Origin of the sequence: Bradyrhizobium ontarionense, assembly GCF_021088345.1 — a bacterium.
GTDB lineage: Bacteria > Pseudomonadota > Alphaproteobacteria > Rhizobiales > Xanthobacteraceae > Bradyrhizobium > Bradyrhizobium ontarionense.
The window spans coordinates 6969193-6985268 of the sequence record NZ_CP088156.1 but is presented as its reverse complement, the minus strand read 5'-3'; the positions used below and the strand labels follow the sequence as shown (position 1 = coordinate 6985268).

Sequence of the window (16076 nt, the reverse complement as noted above, 5' to 3'; positions counted from 1 at the left end):
ACAGGTGAATGAGACTACCATATGTTGGTAGGAGAACGAGGACGCTGAGCAATGCTGGGTACTGACGTGTCGGATCTGACCACGACTGCGGCCGACGCCGCGTCGCAGGGACTGTCGATCGTTATCCCCGTCTACAACGAGGGCGCGGGACTGACGGCGCTGCACGAGCGGCTGAACGGCCTGGCGCGCAGCTTGCGGCAACGCTTCGGCCTCGCCTGCGAGCTCGTCTATGTCGACGACGGCAGCCGCGACAACACGCTCGCGATCGCGCGCACCCTGCAGGCCGATGCGCTCGACGTGCAGGTGGTGTCGCTGTCGCGCAATTTCGGCAAGGAGGCGGCGCTGATCGCGGGCCTCGATCATGCCCGTCGCGGCGCCGTGCTGTTCATGGACGGCGACGGCCAGCATCCACCGGCCCTGGTCGAGCAGCTCGTCACGCACTGGATCAAGGACGGCTACGACGTCGTCTATACCGCGAAGGCGCATCGCGACAACGAGCCGTTCCTGCGCCGCGTGGCGGTTCACGGCTTCTATGCCCTGATCAACTGGGGCGCGCGCCAGAAGATCCCCGAGGATGCCGGCGACTTCCGTCTACTGTCGCCGCGCGCGGTAGCCGCGCTACGGCAACTGCCCGAGCGCAACCGCTTCTTCAAGGGACTGGCGAGCTGGATCGGCTTTCGCCAGATCCGCGTCGACTATGAGCCCGCACAGCGCGCCCATGGCGTCACGACCTTCAACCTGACGAGCCTGCTCGGGCTGTCGATCGAGGGCCTGACCTCGTTCTCGGTCGCGCCGCTGCGCTTCGCCAGCCTGCTCGGCATCCTGCTGGCGTCGGGGGCGTTCCTGTTCGGCCTCTCGATCCTGTGGGAGACCTTCACCACCGGCAAGTCGGTGCCCGGCTATCCCTCGCTGATGGTCGGCCTGATGACGATCGGCGGTGTGCAGCTGATCATGATCGGCATCATGGGCGAATATATCGGCAAGATCCTGTCCGAGCTGAAGGCGCGTCCGATCTACTTCGTTGCCGAGCACAGCGAGAAGCGCGCCACCGTCGAGGCCCGCAACGATGGCGTCGAGAGGACTGCCGCCGAATGAGCGAAACGGCGCACCGGCGCATCTGGCTGTGCGCCGATGACTACGGCATCAGTCCGGGGGTCAATCGCGCCATTCGCGACCTGATCGCGCGCGGTCGTTTGAATGCGACCTCGGTGATGACCGTGGGCACGGCGATCGGGCGCGACGAGGTCGCGGAGCTGACCAAGGTCGCCGCCGATAGTCCGCGTTGCGCGATCGGCCTGCATGTGACGCTGACCGCGCCGTTCCGGCCGCTGACAATGCATTTCCGTCCCTCGGAGGGTGGCATGTTTCCGCCCTTTCCCAAACTGCTCCGGGCCGGACTGACCCGCCGGCTTGATCCCGACATGATCCGCGCCGAGGTCATGGTTCAGCTGGCGGTGTTCAGCGAGCTGTTCGGCCGCGCGCCTGATTTCGTCGACGGCCATCAGCATGCGCAGCTCTATCCGCAGGTGCGCGATGGCTTTCTCGCCGCCGTGAAGGAAGCCGCGCCTTCGGCCTGGGTCCGCCAGGGCGGCCGGAACCTGCCGCTGCTGCAACGGCTGACGGCGCCGAAGGCGCTGCTGCTCGATGTGCTCAGCGCGCAGTTTCGTCGTTACGCCACGCGCGCCGAGATTGCCTTCAATCCCGGCTTCGCCGGCGCCTACGACTTCACCAAGGCGTCGGACTTTGGAAGCCTGATGGACGGCTTTCTGGACGAGCTTCCCGAGCACGGCCTCGTGATGTGCCATCCCGGCTTCGTCGATGATGTCCTCATCGAGCTCGATCCTTTGACCGTGCAACGCGAGCATGAGCATGCCTATCTCGCCGGCGAGCACTTTCCCGCTCTGCTGGACCGCCGCCGGATGACGCTCGCCTGAACCGATCTTTCGCGCCAACGACGAACAAAACGCCATTTGACGGCGTTTCATCTTGAATGGAGGTAGCGTGCAGTCGAAAGCGCTTCGCAAGTCCATAGACGCTTTGTCGCATACGGAAATTTAATCCGCGGCCCGACTGGCCGGACCACAAAGTCCCCCTAAATCTTGGCCGCGCTTCGCCGGAACAAGGCAAGCGGCAGGAGAACCACATGACACCGCAAGAACGCCAACTCATCGACGATCTGTTCGACCGGCTTGCCACGTTGGAGAGTGCGCCGCGTGATCCGGAGGCCGCTGCCGCGATCGCCCAGGCGCTGCAGCGCGCCCCGAATGCCGTCTACGCGCTGGTGCAGACGGTGCTGGTGCAGGACGAGGCCCTGAAGCGCGCCAATGCCCGCATCGAGGAGCTGCAGCACGCGCAAGGCGCGCAACAGGCTCAGTCCGGCGGTTTCCTCGATTCGATGCGTGACAGCATCTTCGGCTCGAGCAGCAGCCGCGGCTCGGTTCCCAACGTCCCTCCGCCTTCGTCGAGCCGGCCGGTCTGGAACAGCGGCCAAGCCATGCCCCCGGCCTATCAGGGCCAGCCCGGCTATCCCAGCCAGCCCGGCCCCTATGATCAGGGCGGCTTTGGCCAGCCGCGCGGCGGCATGTTCGGCGGCGGAGGTGGCTCGTTCCTGGGAACGGCGGCAGCCGCCGCGGCCGGCATGGTCGGCGGCTCGCTGCTGCTCGGCGGCATCCGCTCGATGATGGGCGGCGGCCAGCATCAGGCGTTCGGTGACACGACGATCGTTGAGGAGCGCGGCGGCGGCAGTCCGTGGAGCGACCAGTCCAGCGGCTCGCTTGCGCGCGATGCCGGGCTCGACGACATCGGCCGCTCCGGCGACGGCGGCGGTCGCACCGGCCTGTTCGACCAGGCCTCCTCCGATGATGGCGGCAATGACAGTGACGAGACGGATTTCGATGCCGATGACGGCAATGACGATGGCGGCAGCGACTACGCGTGACGCAGCGTCGTCGTAACGACGATCGGAACTACGAAGGCCGCCCGATGGGGCGGCCTTGTTGCATGATGATTGCCATCAGAACGTTGGTCGTCAGAGCACGATCACCCTGGCACCGACGTTCACGCGCCCATAGAGGTCGATGACGTCCTCGTTGCGCATCCTGATGCAGCCCGACGAGACGTTCGTTCCGATCGTCCATGGCTCGTTCGAGCCGTGGATCCGGTAGAGCGACGAGCCCAGATACATTGCGCGCGCGCCGAGCGGATTTTCCGGCCCCCCCTCCATGTGCCGCGGCAGATCGGGGCGGCGCGCGAGCATCTCTGCGGGCGGCGTCCAGTCGGGCCATTCGCGCTTGGCCGAGATCGTCTTCACGCCCGCCCAGGTGAAGCCGGGGCGACCGACCCCGATACCATAGCGCAGCGCCCTGCCCTCGCCCTGCACCAGATAGAGGAACTTGTTCGGTGTATCGATGACGATCGTGCCGGGCCTTTCCCTGCCATCATAGTCAACGATCTGTTTCTCGTATTTCGGATCGAGCGGATGTTGCGTCTGCTCATAGGCCTCCTCGTCCGGCGCCTGCTGTGGCGCCATACCGGGCATTCCCGGACGTTGCGGCTCATAGGAGGACGGCTGCTGCTGATACATCGGCTGGCCCGGCGGAAGAGCGCCTCGGCCGCCCTGCCGATCACCGAACAGGAATTCGATGAAGCCGCCGCCCATGCGCGAACGTTCGACATAGGCCGCGCGCACCGGCGCGCTCTGCTGCGGCGGACCGCTATAGATCACGGTCGGCTGCTGAAATCCCTGGGCCGCCGCGCGATCCAGACCTGCATAGACGCATGCGCTGGCCAGCAGCGCCGTGGAGAATGATTTGAACATCGACGTACTCTGTACTGTTTCGTCTGGTGACTGCTCATCGCACGAGGCATCCGAAGCCGCCGCGTATCGTCAATAGAGAGCAAAACCCGATCGCTTTGGTAAACAGAGCGCCTGCCCGGATTCACCATCGCTGCAGATCACGGCCGATTTGATCGCTAGCGTTTATTTTGCGTGAAGGGCGCAGGCCCATGGTTAATCGGTGGTGCACGTCACACGCTGGCGTTGCGCAAGTCCGGTTCCTGGCGTGAACGTGATGTTAAATAGCCTCCGCGTAGAACTGACCTCAGTAAAAGGTCAGGGATACTCTCATGTCGGTCCGCAAGCGTTTCCGTATCGAAGAAGCTATCGTCGGCCATATGCCGGAGCCCGAAATGATGGGCGGCGAAATCGGCCCTCATCACAAGGAAATCATGGACGAGCTCCGCGCAATCCGCTCCCAGATGGGCAACGCCATCCGCAACGGTGGTAACGGTTCCGCCAACGTCGCCATCGAAGAGTCCGCCGCACGGGAGGTCGCCGAAGCGCGCGCGCTGCTCGAGACCTATCGCGCCCAGATCGAGCAGTGTGAAAAGCTCAAGGTCGAGCTCGACCTGATCCACGACGCGATCAACCGCACCAAGGGCGAGATCGCGACGCTCCACGCCAAGAGCTTCAACGGCGAGGAGATGGCCAAGGTCAACGGCGAGCTCGGCGCGGTCGTCGGCGGCACCGAGCAGGCGACCCAGCAGATCCTGGAGGCCGCCGAAGCGATCGACAATGCCGCGAGTGCACTCGGCAAGGTCGACTCGGCGGAGCAGCAGAAGATCCTGAGCGAAGAGATCCAGGAGCGTGTGGTCTCGATCTTCGAGGCCTGCAACTTCCAGGACCTGACCGGCCAGCGCATCAACAAGGTCATGACCACCATGAAGTTCATCGAGCACCACATCGTGGTGATGATGGACATCTGGGGCGGCGTCGACGCCATCAAGGCGCATGTGCCGCCGATCGTCGACCATCGCGAGGGCGATGCCAAGCTGCTGAACGGCCCGAAGGCCGACGGCGAAGTCGGCCACGCCTCGCAGGACGACATCGACGCGATGTTCAACTGAGAATTTCTCGACCGGAATCGCATGACCCCGCTAGGCAGAAAGCTTGGCCGGACCACGTCCCAACGAAGACACTCCCAACAAAAACGCCGGCGGACCGCCGGCGTTTTTCATTTCAGGCATATTGGTTTGGTCGGCCTGGTTCGGCCGACGCGGATCGTCCTCAGGCCCGGGGGCCGCAGCGGACGTAGACCATGTTGCCGTAGCGGGTGCCGGCGTCCTTGTCGATGAAGCGGGTGATCAGGACCCGGCCATCGAAGGAGACGACCTCGCGATCCTGTTCGCCGCCGGCCGGGCCTTCGGGACCGATATAGTTCTTGCCGCTGGCCGAGCCCTTCAGCCGCAATTCCTGAGGCGTCGCCTGGTCGGCCAGATGCATCACCACGCCGCCCGCCGTGCCGGCTCCGATGGTGTAGGGCTGTTTGCACTGCGCCAAAGCCATCTTCTCTGTGCGCGTGCGGTCGTTCGGATTCTGGTAGGAGGCGAGCCCCCACTTGCCGACCAGCTCATCGGAGCGAATCGTCGCCGGCCGCTCGGGCTCGACGGCCATCTCGGGCTGCGAAGGGGCCGACGGCGACAGGCTGAAACCCGTGCACGCTCCCAGAAACATCGTGAGCGCCGACGCGATACCGAGATTGGTAACGGGCCGCGCGCACCGTGAACTCGTCATGGCATCCCCTTAGGAACAAGATCATGGCTGCCCCGTCCGGCAACCAAGCGCAAAACGCGCGTCAGAGCAACGACGTCGGATGACGACGCCGCTCCACTAACATGTCTGGCCCGGTACAACATCCCCTAACAGCCTCAAGAAGGGCTTAACCGCCGGCCTTTGCTTGACAGGATCGGCGGCAAGCCATATTTCCGGCAGCGGTCTTTAGCACTCGGAGGGCATGATTGCTAAGGCCGCGAGTCAGTTGGCGCCACGTGGGCGCCAAATGTGGCCGGATTCAGATTTCCTCCGACAGCAACCTATCGAAGCACCCCCAAAGGGATCCGTCATGGCTAAATCGAAGTTTCGTCCCCTGCACGATCGCGTCGTGGTTAAGCGCATCGACGCCGAAGAGAAGACCAAGGGCGGCATCATCATTCCCGACTCCGCCAAGGAAAAGCCCTCGCAGGGCGAAGTCGTCGCCGTGGGCCCGGGCGGCCGCGACGAGAGCGGCAAGCTGATCCCGATCGACGTCAAGGTCGGCGACCGCGTGCTGTTCGGCAAGTGGTCCGGAACCGAGGTCAAGCTCGACGGCGATGAGCTCCTGATCATGAAGGAGTCCGACATCATGGGCGTGGTCGCCTGATCCGAACCGCCCAGGGCGGCACGAGCCGCCCCGGGCGACTAGCACTTTGCAACCTCGTTCAGGCGACAGGCAGGCGATCACGCCCCTGGCCGTCGAGGTCCACTCCAGGAGAGTTTTGAAATGGCAGCCAAGGACGTCAAATTCGCCGGCGACGCGCGCGACCGCATGTTGCGCGGCGTCGACATTCTCGCCAACGCCGTCAAGGTGACGCTCGGTCCGAAGGGCCGTCACGTCGTCATCGAGAAGAGCTTCGGCGCTCCGCGCATCACCAAGGACGGCGTCACCGTCGCCAAGGAGATCGAGCTGGAGGACAAGTTCGAGAACATGGGCGCGCAGATGCTGCGCGAGGTCGCCTCCAAGACCAACGACACCGCGGGCGACGGCACCACCACCGCGACCGTGCTGGCCCAGGCCATCGTGCGCGAGGGCGCCAAGGCCGTTGCCGCCGGCATGAACCCGATGGACCTCAAGCGCGGCATCGACATCGCGGTCGCCGCCGTGATCAAGGACATCGAGAAGCGCGCCAAGCCGGTGGCCTCGTCCTCCGAAGTGGCCCAGGTCGGCACCATCTCCGCCAATGGCGACGCCGCGATCGGCAAGATGATCGCCCAGGCGATGCAGAAGGTCGGCAACGAGGGCGTGATCACGGTCGAGGAGAACAAGTCGCTCGAGACCGAGGTCGACATCGTCGAAGGCATGAAGTTCGACCGCGGCTATCTCTCGCCCTACTTCATCACCAACGCCGAGAAGATGACCGCCGAGCTCGACGACGTCTACGTGCTGCTGCACGAGAAGAAGCTGTCCGGCCTGCAGGCCATGCTGCCGGTGCTCGAAGCCGTGGTGCAGTCGGGCCGTCCGCTGCTGATCATCGCCGAGGACGTCGAGGGCGAGGCGCTCGCCACGCTGGTCGTCAACCGCCTGCGCGGCGGCCTCAAGGTCGCCGCCGTCAAGGCGCCGGGCTTCGGTGATCGCCGCAAGGCCATGCTCGAGGACATCGCGATCCTGACCGGCGGTCAGCTGATCTCGGAAGATCTCGGCATGAAGCTCGAGAACGTCACGGTGAAGATGCTCGGCCGCGCCAAGAAGGTCGTCATCGACAAGGAGAACACCACGATCGTCAACGGCGCCGGCAAGAAGGCCGACATCGAGGCGCGCGTCGGCCAGATCAAGGCGCAGATCGAGGAGACCTCCTCGGACTACGACCGTGAGAAGCTGCAGGAGCGTCTGGCCAAGCTCGCCGGCGGCGTCGCGGTGATCCGCGTCGGCGGCGCGACCGAGATCGAGGTCAAGGAGAAGAAGGACCGCGTCGAGGACGCCCTCAACGCGACCCGCGCCGCGGTGCAGGAAGGCATCGTCCCCGGCGGCGGCGTCGCCCTGCTGCGCGCCAAGAAGGCGGTCGGCCGCATCACCAACGCCAACTCGGACGTCCAGGCCGGCATCAACATCGTGCTTAAGGCGCTCGAGGCTCCGGTTCGCCAGATCTCCGAGAACGCCGGCGTCGAGGGCTCGATCGTGGTCGGCAAGATCCTCGACGAGAAGTCCGAGACCTTCGGCTTCGACGCCCAGACCGAGGACTATGTCGACATGGTCGCCAAGGGCATCATCGACCCCGCCAAGGTCGTCCGCACCGCGCTGCAGGACGCCTCGTCGGTGGCCGGCCTGCTGGTGACGACCGAGGCGATGGTCGCCGAGCTGCCGAAGGACGCTGCTCCGGCGATGCCGGGTGGTGGCGGCGGCATGGGGGGCATGGGCGGCATGGGCTTCTGAGCCCGTCGCGCCCGACCTCAAGCATTCAGGAAGGCCGCCTCCGGGCGGCCTTCTTTTTGGCCGACCTTCCCGACAGGGGTGCAGCGATCGCAAATCGGCGGTAGAGGTAAGGCCGATTCCGCCTCCTACAAGGATTTTCAGATGCGTTCGATTTTGGTTGCCCTGGCCGTGATTGCAGCGGCCTCGCCGGAACTCGGTTGGGCCCAGGCCAAGAGCGGGAGCAAGGCCGCTCCAGCCAACGAGACGCGATATTTCACCGCGATCGATGGACTGATGGACGGCAACGCCGACGTGATCCTGAAGGAGACACGCCAAGGCAAGACCGTCACCGCGGCGACCCTCGACGTCTGCTACCCCGTCACCAAGAATTCGGACCGCAAGGACCGCTTCGTCGTCCCCCTCGCTGTCAACGGGCAGACGCTGACCGGAACCAGCCAGAGCAATGGCGCCAAGGAGCCGGTCTCGGTGAAGCTGAACCGCAAGCCGACCGGCGACACGTTCGAGTTCCGCGGCCAGATCACCATCGGCAAGAGCGTCACCGAGGTGGCGTCGACGGACAATTCCGACGTCAGCGAGAAGGAGTTCCTGGAGAGCCAGTCGACCGACGACGGCATCAGCGCGCAGCCCAAGGATTTCACCGACGTCTCCCCCGAAGCCGTCTCGGTGCGCCTTAAGCTCGACGCGGTGCTCGACTTCCTCAAGAGCCTGAAGGGCCAGGACGTCGAAGTGTCGCTCGCGAGCCTGATCGTGACCTGCGACGCCCTGCGCGCGGGCGAACAGACCATCAGCATGACGGTCGACCCCGAGCGTGCCGGCGCATTGATCGCGAAGGCGCGGACCATGAACGGCGTCGTGACGGCCGGCTGGACCGCGGGCACGGTCGAGATGGACCGCACCATCCGCCTTTCGGCCGCCGACTGGCGGGATGGCGACAAGCTCAACAGGGACAAGCTCACGGGCGCGATCTCGGACGTGCTGGCACGGACCTACGGCGCCAAGGCAACTGGTGCTGTCTGGAACCCGGTGACGGGCAAGCTCAAGCTGACCTTGAAGCGGCCGAGCCAGCTGATGCCCGGCCTCGACCTCACCGACGTCATCGAGGTCAGCGGGCTCGTCTCGGCGGACAAGCCGGGCGGAGCCGACGCGCTGATGCTGTGGATCAGCAGCCCGACGACGACCACCATCGACGAATCGTCCGGTGCCAAGCTGATGCTGTCGGAAGAATCCGCAAGCGACGAGGAAAGCGATACGCGCGACGATGGCGGCGCCATCGACGAACTGGCGAAGGCCTTGAAGGCCAAGCGCTGGGATGCGGACAATTCGGTCTGGAAGTAGGTCGACGGTATCGGGCGCACGCCGCCGCGGCGTGCGCCGTCTTGCTTAATTGGTGTTGAGCCGGAAGCGCAGCGTCTTCGGTCCGATGAAGATGATCAGGTCCCCCTGGCGCTTCCAGTTCGTGACCGCGCTCAGTGCCGCGATCAATTCATCATCGGCCTGGGCCCGCGCGGCCGGACAATTGCGGTCCTCGATCTGGCCGGCGATGAAGACGATGCTATTGCCGGCCACCGAGAACTGGCCCTTCCCGCCCTTGCACCACAGCTCGAGCACGGTCTCGCCGTGGTCGCCGATGTCCAGATCCGGGACCCGCTTCGAGCCCGGCTGCGGCAGCGCATCGAGCGTCATCTCCATCCCGAACGGAAAGCCATCATCCGCAAGGGCCATGCCGGGCTGAGCGCCGGACATCAACAAGGCCGCCGCCAGACCGGCGAAGGCACGCTTCACTACTCGCATCATTCCTCTCGACATATCACCGCGCGCGGGGCTCGCCTTCCAGGCGATCCGCTGGTTGAACGCAAGCACGGCTCCCGCACAAATGTGACCCAAACATAGCAATCCCCGCATCGCGACTGCGACGCGGGGATTTTGGCGCAGCAGTGTCTCTACTTCAGCACCATCGCCGTGAACGGATAGACATAGGCCTGCAGGGTCACGAACAGGCCGACCAGACAGGCGAGCACGATCGAGTGCAGGAAGACGTAGCGCAGAATCGAGCTCTCATGGCCGTACCAGTTGGTGGCGGTCGAGGCGACCACGATCGATTGCGCATCGATCATCTTGCCCATGACGCCGCCGGAGGAATTGGCCGCCGCCATCAAGACCGGCGACAGGCCGAGCTGCTCGGATGTGATCTTCTGCAGGTTGCCGAACAGCACGTTGGAGGCCGTGTCCGATCCCGTCAGCGCGACACCCAGCCAACCGAGCAAGGTGCCGAAGAAGGGATAGAGCACACCGGTGGCGGCGAAGGCGAGACCGAGCGTGGCGTCGACACCGGACAACCGGGTCAGCGTGCCGATCGCCAGCATCGCCGAGATCGTGATCAGCGAGACCGCGCACAGGCGGATGGTGCGGCCATATTCGGCGATCAGTTTGCCCGGACCCACCCCCATCAGGAAGCCGGAGATGATCGCCGCGATCAGCATGCCGGTGCCGGTGAAGGTCAGATAGGTGAACGAGAACACCGCGCCCTCCGGCGTCGCCTTCGCGGCCACCGGCGGCACCTTGTTGATCATCTTGTCGAGCTCAGGCACCGGATAGCTCCAGGTGAAGATCGCGTTCGCCCAGCTCTTGAAAGCGCCGCTGCCCCAGATCAGCATGATGATGCAGACGATGATCCACGGCAGCAGCGCGCCCCACAGCTCGCCCTGCGTCAGCGGCGTCCGGTCCATCGGCTTCTGCACCGCCATGGTGGCCGCCGAATCGTCCCGGCTCCGCAACGCCGGCGACAGCCATAGCTGCCTTGGCTGCCAGACCCGCAGGAACAGGATCAGCGCGCCCATCGAGATCAGCGAGGCGCCGATGTCGACGATCCAGGGATTGATGTAGTTCGAGATCAGGAATTGCGGGACCGCGAACGAGATCCCCGTGACCAGGACCGCCGGCCAGACGTCCTTCATGCCCTTCCAGCCCGCGAACGCCCACACCACCCAGAACGGCACGATCAGCGAGAACACCGGCAGCTGGCGACCGACCATCGCACCGAGGATATAGGGATCGATGCCGGTCACCGAGGCAAGGCCCTGGATCGGCGTGCCGAGCGCGCCATAGGCGACCGGCGCGGTGTTGGCGATCAGCGACAGGCCTGACGCCGCGAGCGGCGAGAAGCCGAGGCCGATCAGCACGGCGCCGGTGATCGCCACCGGCGTGCCGAAGCCGGACGCGCCTTCGAAGAAGGCGCCGAAGGAGAACGCGACCAGCAGGAGCTGCAGGCGGCGGTCTTCGGTGACGCCACCGATGGCGCGCTTCAGCAGCTCGAACCGTCCGGTCGAGACCGTGACCTGATACAGGAAGATCACGTTCAGCACGATCCAGCCGATCGGGAAGAAGCCGGTCACGACGCCGAGCAGTGTCGCGCGCAACGACATGTTGGCCGGCATCGTGAAGATGAAGATCGTGATCAGGTTGGTCAGGATGACCGCGACGATTGCCGCGATATGCGCCTTCACCTTGCCGCTGGCGATCAGGACCAGCAGCGTCACCACGGGGACGGCGGCGGCAAGCGTCGACAGCGCCGGGTTCCCCAACGGGTCGTAGATTTGATTCCACATTGTGACTTCTCCCCCCACGTTCTTGTTGTTGGACCCGGTCCGGCGGGTCGGATCAGGCCTGTTTGCCGCGATCGGACCGGACAAAACGGTCGGAAAACGAGATCACAAAACCGGCAATGCCAAACTCTGCTCAAATTCTCGCGAAATCTGGCAGCGGCCGCGGTCCCTCTCCCCGGCCGCATGCTACGGTTTGCCACAGGCGACCGACAAGCCGGTGGTCGCCGGGCAGGTTACGACTTTAGTCTAGGCAGACGATCGAGACTGAGAAAATCTCGTTTCAGTTCAGCCTGTTAAGCCCTTTGCTCAGGAGCAGCCTTTCTGTGAACAATCTGCGCTCGACCGTCGCCATCGTCTGGCGGATCGCCATTCCCTACTTCCGCTCCGAGGACAAGGTCGCCGGTCGCACACTGCTCGCCGCTGTGATCGCGATCCAGCTCGCCCTCGTCGCGATCGATGTCCTCGTCAACAAATGGCAGAATCGATTCTTCAACGCGCTGCAGGAATACAGCTGGGACGTTTTTGTCTGGGAAATCGGCGTGTTCGTCGTTCTGGCGACGGCCGCCGTCTTGCTGGCGGTCTATCAGCTCTACCTCAATCAGTGGCTGCAGATCCGCTGGCGCAACTGGATGACGCAGCACTATCTCGAAACGTGGCTCGACCAAGCCAACCACTACCGGATGCAGCTCACGGGCGACGCGGCCGACAACCCGGACCAGCGCATCGCCGAAGATATTCAGATGTTCGTCCAAAATACACTGAGCCTCACGATCGGTCTGCTGGGCCAGATCGTGACCTTGGCCTCCTTTGTCGTGATCCTCTGGGGGCTCTCTGAGTCCGCGCCCTTGATCATCTTGGGCAAGGAACTGCCGATCCCGGGCTATCTGGTCTGGGGCGCCCTGATCTACGCGATCTTCGGCACCGCGCTGACCCATTGGATCGGATCACCGCTGGTCGATCTGTCGTTCCAGCAACAGCGCTTCGAGGCCGATTTCCGCTTCAACCTGGTTCGCACGCGCGAAAACTCCGAGCAGATCGCTCTGCTCCGCGGCGAAGGCGCCGAGCGTGGGCGGCTGCTCGACCGCTTCGGCAGCGTCATCGGAAACTGGTACCAGATCATGAGCCGCACCAAGCGGCTCACGGCATTCACGCAAAGCTATTCGCAGGCTGCGGTGATCTTTCCGTACATCCTGGTCGCTCCAGCCTATTTCGCCAAGATGATTCCCATGGGCGGCATGATGCAGACCGCCTCGGCATTTTCGAGCGTGCAGGGGGCCTTGTCATTCTTCGTGACGGCCTATCGCACGCTCGCCGACTGGCGCGCCGTCGTCGCCCGTCTCGATGGTTTCGAGAGATCGATCGAGAGTGCCGCTACGCTGGCCAGCCAGCCGCATACGGTCGATGTCGTCCACGTCGCCGACAAGGACAGCATCGACCTGGCCCAGCTGCTCCTGAAGCTGCCCAACGGCCTGCCGCTGATCGCGGCAGACGGCTTCAGCATCAGCGGCAATGAAAGCACCCTGGTGACCGGTCCATCCGGTGCGGGCAAGTCGACCCTGTTCCGCGCGATCGCCGGCGTGTGGCCGTTCGGCAGCGGCTCGATCAGCGTGCCAGCGCACACCAAGCTGATGATGCTGCCGCAACGGCCCTATTTCCCGATCGGCACGCTGAAGGCTGCGATCGGCTATCCCGCCGAACCCGACACGTTCACATCCGACAAGGTCAAGGACGCGCTCACAGCCGTGGGTCTGCCGCAATTGGCGGACCGGCTCGGCGAGGAGGCGCACTGGAACCGGATGCTGTCGCTCGGCGAGCAGCAGCGGCTTGGCATCGCCCGCGCGCTGCTGCATCGGCCGCAATATCTCTTTCTCGATGAGGCCACGGCATCGCTGGACGAGCCGAGCGAGGCAAGACTCTACCGGGTCATCGCGGAGCAGCTGCCCGAGACCACCATCGTCTCGATCGGCCACCGGTCGACCTTGCACGCATTTCACGATCGCAGGGTGGAGCTGATCCGGGACGGCGACCGGTTCTCGTTGCGGCCAACGGACCAGGCCGCCGCCGCGGACGCCGCCGCGGGCAGCGGTGGCAGCTGAGCGGAGCGCAGCCGCCTCCCCGGGAGAGACGGATACGCTTTGCGCGCCTCTGTCTCCGGAGCGCCCGGGCAAGAGCCTTATTCAGCCCTTGCCGACGCGTGGCCCGCGCCGCGCTGGCTGATGGGGGAATGACCACCAGCGCGCATCTGCACCAGCCGCTGGGCCGGCAACGGTCAGCAAAATCCGTCTGGCCAATCGGGCCTCGGATCGCGGCCGCCAGATGATCCGGAAACCCCGAGCTTCGACCTTGCCGCCGAAGGCCGCTCAGCGGTCGGGCCGTACAACGTAAAAGGAAACGACGACCGGACCACGCCCGGTCCAGCGGACGCCTGGCCCGCGACTGATTCGGCCAAGGGCGAAGGAGCCCGCCAGCACCCGACAAGCAGAAGGGCGGCAGATTGCTCTGCCGCCCTTCTTTGAAATTTCGATCCGCCTTGGCGAGGATTACTTCAGGTTGGTCATCGCCGTCAGGTCGACCGAGAGCTTGGCGATGCCGGTCGCGCCGCACCAGTTCGAGCCGGTCCCGAAAGGATTGTTCGGGGTGACGGTCGTCGTTCCGAGACCCGCGTTGAAGGCACCGGTGAAGACGCTGCAATCACCCTTCGACAGGTTGGTGTCGGAGTAGCGCAGGTCCAGCGTGAACACCTTGTAGGTGAAGCCGATGCCGACGTTCCAGGTGTTGTAATCCGCGTAGTGGATGCCGTTCGGGAAAGCCGGCGTGCCGTAGAACGAGTCGGTGGTGCCGAACCACTGACGGCCAAACTCGCCCGACACGTACATGCCGACGCCGCTCGAACCGAACACGGTGCTCGGCGCGGTGTACTTGCCGGTGACCGAAGCGTAGTTGCCCCAGGCGCCGGAGTTCAGGAAGTTCGGAGAGTAGAACTCGGTGATGCCGAACGCCCAGCTATCGTTAACCGTGTAGGTGCCCTTGCCGTAGACCTCGAAGAAGCTCACGTCCTTCTTCATGGTGTTGCCGTTGGCCAGCGCATTGGCTGCGCACTCGGCTCCCTGGAACCGACCGGCGAAATCAAAGCCGGTGCCGCCGAACTGGCAGGTCCCGCCCGGATACAGATAGCCCCACACGCCGATGTCGAAGGCGAAGGCGCCGAAGGTCGGACGGATACCGCCGTAGACGTCGATCTCGGCCGCAGCGCGGTTCGCGAACGAGATGCTCTCACCGGCCACGCCGACGTAGAACTGCAGGTCCTTGTTGACGTTGTAGCGCGGCTCGAAATAGGCCGCGACCGACGGCTTGTGGTTCGACTGGGTGACACCGCGGAACACATAGTCGTTCATGATCGCGGAGCCGAACGCGACGTCCCAGGGCTCGAATGCCGGCGGCGGCGGCGCCTTCAGGGCCTTCACCGCCATATCAGCGGCCGAAGCCGACCCCGAAATCATTGCCAGCGCCGTTGCCAACAAAGCCAACTTCTTCATGACGATCCCCATCACCCTAGTTTCAAATATCGGCGCCTTGATCGGCCCCCCAGGGCTCAAACACGGCCAGTTGTCTCGTGAGGATCAATTTGTGACAAGGTGCCGCCGCAGGTGAAGCAAAAAAGCGAGGCATCTGCCGCCTTTTTGAGCGATTTGACCATTCTACGGCAGGTTGTCGGCGCCTGTTGCATTTGAACAACAAATCTACGTGTTGGAGAGGTATCTCGACGTGCACACGGAGCGGGGCGCAGAGCGTTTTCTCCCCGTCGCCGCAGCCGAATCTGAGCGCGAGAGGGAGCCGCTTCGCCAGGCGCAACACGGATTCGCCCGACCGTAAATCTGCGGGGAACATTCCTTTCACGACCAACGCGGTCGCCAACACAACGCCCAAACGAGAAGGCCCAAACGAGAAGGCCCAAACGAGAAGGCCCAAACGAGAAGGCCGCAACGTCATCGCTGCGGCCTCGTCAGGTCGATCAGTTCGGTGAGGTCGGATCGGGGCGTCAGCTCTCCGAGCCCGCCCCCTCCTCGCTCTCATGCCCAGCGGCGGGCGCGTCTGGCGTCGCCCAGCTGGTCTCGGCCGCAGACTCATGGACCTCGGGTGCCACGATCGGAGCCTTCTTCGGCGCTCGCTTCTTGGCGGCCTTCTTCGGCGCGGCCGGGACCTTGCCTGCTGACGCCTTCGCCGCCTTCTTCGCGGCTGCTTTCTTGGCAGGCGCCTTCGCAGCGGCCTTCTTCGCAGCTGCCTTCTTTACAGGTGCCTTGGCCGCCTTCTTCGCCGTCTTCTTCACCTTCTTGGCCGGGGCCTTCGCAGCCTTCTTGGCGGCCTTCTTCGCAGATTTCTTGGCCGCCTTCTTGGCGGATTTCTTGGTCGACTTCGTCGCCTTGGCCTGCGCCATCAGCTTCTGCTTTTTTTCCTTCTTGTCCTTCTTGCTCTTCTTGTCCTTCGCCATCGAAACCTCCTGTTGCCGCCG

At 64.5% G+C, this 16076-nt stretch carries 14 protein-coding genes; 8 read left to right on the top strand and 6 right to left on the bottom strand.

All coding sequences use genetic code 11. From position 1 onward, the window contains the following. The first annotated feature begins 51 nt into the window (after window positions 1–51). From LQG66_RS30475 to LQG66_RS30465, 3 genes are all read left to right on the top strand, one after another. The gene (locus tag LQG66_RS30475; RefSeq protein WP_231319525.1) at window positions 52–1095 is read left to right on the top strand and encodes a glycosyltransferase family 2 protein; all 1044 of its coding nucleotides are present in this window, start codon (window positions 52–54) and stop codon (window positions 1093–1095) included. Beyond that, window positions 1092–1934 carry a ChbG/HpnK family deacetylase gene (locus LQG66_RS30470; protein WP_231319524.1) on the top strand — a complete coding sequence of 281 codons (843 nt, stop codon included), beginning with the start codon at window positions 1092–1094 and terminating at the stop codon, window positions 1932–1934. The genes LQG66_RS30475 and LQG66_RS30470 overlap by 4 nt, the downstream gene beginning before the upstream one ends. A 209-nt stretch (window positions 1935–2143) precedes the next feature. After that, window positions 2144–2938: a DUF2076 domain-containing protein gene (locus tag LQG66_RS30465; RefSeq protein WP_231319523.1), complete on the top strand. Its 795-nt coding sequence runs from the start codon at window positions 2144–2146 to the stop codon at window positions 2936–2938. Window positions 2939–3028: 90 nt separating this feature from the next. On the opposite strand, the gene LQG66_RS30460 is transcribed toward LQG66_RS30465, so the two are convergent. After that, window positions 3029–3817, bottom strand: a complete 789-nt coding sequence (locus LQG66_RS30460) for a L,D-transpeptidase (protein WP_231319522.1) — start codon at window positions 3815–3817, stop codon at window positions 3029–3031. Between the two features lie 308 nt (window positions 3818–4125). On the opposite strand from LQG66_RS30460, the gene LQG66_RS30455 reads away from it, so the two are divergent. Further along, entirely contained in the window at window positions 4126–4905 is a 780-nt protein-coding gene (locus LQG66_RS30455) for a protein phosphatase CheZ (protein ID WP_231319521.1), read from the top strand. A gap of 160 nt (window positions 4906–5065) precedes the next feature. Here LQG66_RS30455 and LQG66_RS30450 read toward each other — a convergent pair whose 3' ends face one another. Then, a complete protein-coding gene (locus LQG66_RS30450; RefSeq protein WP_231319520.1) occupies window positions 5066–5572 on the bottom strand; it encodes a hypothetical protein in 507 nt (168 codons plus the stop codon). A 328-nt stretch (window positions 5573–5900) separates the two neighbouring features. Here LQG66_RS30450 and groES point away from each other — a divergent pair, with 328 nt between their 5' ends. The 3 genes from groES to LQG66_RS30435 all read left to right on the top strand — a co-directional run bounded on the left by groES (window position 5901) and on the right by LQG66_RS30435 (window position 9299). Next, window positions 5901–6197, top strand: a complete 297-nt coding sequence (gene groES, locus LQG66_RS30445) for a co-chaperone GroES (RefSeq protein WP_231319519.1) — start codon at window positions 5901–5903, stop codon at window positions 6195–6197. Between the two features lie 120 nt (window positions 6198–6317). Further along, complete coding sequence (gene groL / locus LQG66_RS30440) at window positions 6318–7964, top strand: chaperonin GroEL (protein WP_231319518.1); 1647 nt, start codon at window positions 6318–6320, stop codon at window positions 7962–7964. Window positions 7965–8105: 141 nt separating this feature from the next. Then, window positions 8106–9299 carry a hypothetical protein gene (locus tag LQG66_RS30435; protein WP_231319517.1) on the top strand — a complete coding sequence of 398 codons (1194 nt, stop codon included), beginning with the start codon at window positions 8106–8108 and terminating at the stop codon, window positions 9297–9299. Window positions 9300–9344: 45 nt separating this feature from the next. Here LQG66_RS30435 and LQG66_RS30430 read toward each other — a convergent pair whose 3' ends face one another. Together LQG66_RS30430 and LQG66_RS30425 are read right to left on the bottom strand one after the other, a co-directional pair. Beyond that, complete coding sequence (locus tag LQG66_RS30430; RefSeq protein ID WP_231328008.1) at window positions 9345–9707, bottom strand: META domain-containing protein; 363 nt, start codon at window positions 9705–9707, stop codon at window positions 9345–9347. Between the two features lie 197 nt (window positions 9708–9904). Further along, window positions 9905–11569 (bottom strand): L-lactate permease, encoded by a 1665-nt coding sequence (locus LQG66_RS30425; protein WP_231319516.1) that lies wholly within the window; start codon window positions 11567–11569, stop codon window positions 9905–9907. Between the two features lie 320 nt (window positions 11570–11889). Here LQG66_RS30425 and LQG66_RS30420 point away from each other — a divergent pair, with 320 nt between their 5' ends. After that, window positions 11890–13662, top strand: a complete 1773-nt coding sequence (locus tag LQG66_RS30420) for an ABC transporter ATP-binding protein/permease (protein WP_231319515.1) — start codon at window positions 11890–11892, stop codon at window positions 13660–13662. Between the two features lie 444 nt (window positions 13663–14106). Here the strand turns inward: LQG66_RS30420 and LQG66_RS30415 are convergent, their stop codons facing one another. Then, a complete protein-coding gene (locus LQG66_RS30415) occupies window positions 14107–15102 on the bottom strand; it encodes a TorF family putative porin (RefSeq protein WP_231319514.1) in 996 nt (331 codons plus the stop codon). Between the two features lie 503 nt (window positions 15103–15605). After that, window positions 15606–16055, bottom strand: coding sequence for a hypothetical protein (locus tag LQG66_RS30410; RefSeq protein WP_231319513.1), 450 nt, complete (start codon window positions 16053–16055; stop codon window positions 15606–15608). Window positions 16056–16076: the final 21 nt, after the last annotated feature.